General features: G+C 57.4%; 1 protein-coding gene. It reads right to left on the reverse strand.

What is annotated here, in order from left to right; translation table 11 throughout:
- Positions 1 to 2,289 (reverse strand): beta strand repeat-containing protein (locus Q8S38_RS17585; RefSeq protein WP_305681680.1); only part of this gene is annotated, 2,289 nt, incomplete at both ends.

Genomic DNA, 2,289 nt, shown 5'->3' on the forward strand with positions numbered 1-2,289 from the left:
CGGTTGCGGTGCCGATTTCAGTGCCATCGGCGTACAACGTAACGGTATCACCGGGCGTGCCGCCGGAACCGGTGAAGGTAGGCGTATCGTCGCTGGTGATGTTGTCGGTGCTTGATGTGCCCGTGTCAGACGAGGCTTGCAGATCCGGTGCGCTGGGTGCGGACGGAGCTGTGGTGTCGATGACGACAGGCGTCAGCGCGGTGCTGGCTGCGCTCTCATTGCCTGCCGGATCAGTAAACTTGGCGGTAATGTCATAGCTTCCATCAGCCAGGGTGCTGGTGGTAATCAGCCAGTTCCCAGCACCATTTACTGTTCCTGTTCCGACGGCAACACCATTGGCATACAAGGTCACCGTGTCGCCGGACGTCCCACCGGAACCAGTAAAGTTGGGTGTGCTATCGCTAGTGATGTTGTCAGTATTGGAAACCCCTGTATCCGTGCCAGCCGTCATGTCCGGTGCACTCGGCGCTGAGGGCGCTGTGCTATCCACGGTAATTGCACCCAATGACGCGTTAGCACCAGTGTTGCCAGCCAGATCAGTCTGTCTTACCAACACAACGCCGTTAGCGTAAGTGCCTTCAGCCAGTGTGAAGCTTGAACCAGTGCCTGTTGTCCAGTTGGCGCCACTGTCGATGCTGAACTGCCAGGTGCCATTGGTCTCAATGCCAGAGACATTGATCTGGCCATTGCTGGTGATCTGGTCGGTGCCACTGCTGCCAGTATCAGCCTGCAGCGTCAGTGTGGGCGCAGCCGGGTTGGTCTGGTCAACGGTAATGGAACCCATCACTGTCTCATTGCTGGTGTTGCCAGCCGCATCCGTTTGACGGATACGTACCGCATTAGCAGCATAGGCCGCTTCGGTCAGCACAAAGCTTGTGCCCGTGCCAGTTACCCAGTCAGTGCCACCGTTAGTGCTGTACTGCCAGGTCGCGCCGGACTCGATGCCGCTCACGTTCACCGTGCCAGTGTTGGTCACGCTGTCAGAACCACTGGAACCCGTATCGCTGGCCAGTGTTGCACCCGGTGCAGCAGGGGCAGTGGTATCCACAATCAGTTCATTGGTGGTGCTGTCGCTGGTGGCGTTGCTTGCTGTGTCAGTCACTGTTGCAGTGACTGCATAAGTGCCTTCAGTCATTGCTGACGGGATAGTCAACGACCAGGTGCCGCCAGTGACACTCAGACCGTTTGCTGTGGTGTAAGTCGTGCCATCCACAGTCACAACCAATGTCTCACCTGAGCCCAGTGTGACCGTGCCGGTCAGTGTTGGGGTGGTGTCGTTAGTGGTCAGTGTATTAACAGTTGGTGCAGCAGGTGCTGTGGTGTCGATCACCAACTCGTTGGTAGTGCTGTCGCTTGTTGCGTTGCCAGCAGTATCAGTGACCGTGGCAGTGACTGCGTAAGTGCCTTCAGCCAGAGCTGACGGAATGGTCAATGACCAGGTATTGTCGCCAGTATTGTGGGTCAGATTGCCGTCACCAACGGTATAAGTCACACCGTTCACAACCACGCTCAGCGTGCGATGTGCGTCCAGTATCGCTCCACCAGTGATGGTCGGAGTGGTGTCGTTGGTGGTCAGGGCAGTGACGGTTGGAGCCACAGGTGAGGTGGTATCCACTGTAATGGCACCCAGCGATGCATTAGCACCGGTGTTGCCAGCCAGATCTGTCTGTCGAACCAACACATCGCCATTGGCATAGGTGCCTTCAGCCAGAGTGAAGCTCAAGCCTGTGCCGTTGGTCCAGTCAGTACCACCATTGATGCTGTACTGCCAGGTGCCGTTGCTCTCAATGCCAGAGACATTGATCTGGCCATTGCTGGTGATCTGGTCGGTGCCACTGGCACCAGTGTCAGCCTGCAGCGTCAGTGTGGGCGCTGCCGGATTAGTCTGGTCAACGGTGATGGAGCCCATCACCGTCTCATTACTTGTATTACCCGCAGTGTCGGTCTGACGGATACGCACAGCGTTAGCGGCATAAGCGGCTTCAGTCAGCACAAAGCTGGTGCCAGTGCCGGTAACCCAGTCGGTGCCACCGTTAGTGCTGTACTGCCAGGTCGCGCCGGACTCGATGCCGCTCACGTTGACCGTGCCAGTGTTGGTCACGCTGTCAGAACCACTGGAACCCGTATCGCTGGCCAGTGTTGCACCCGGTGCAGCAGGTGCTGTGGTATCCACAACCAGCTCATTGGTGGTGCTGTCGCTGGTTGAGTTGCTTGCTGTGTCAGTCACTGTTGCAGTGACTGCATAAGTGCCTTCAGTCATTGCTGACGGGATGGTCAACGACCAGTTGC

The organism is Allobosea sp., from assembly GCF_030695125.1.
Lineage (GTDB): Bacteria > Pseudomonadota > Alphaproteobacteria > Rhizobiales > Beijerinckiaceae > Allobosea.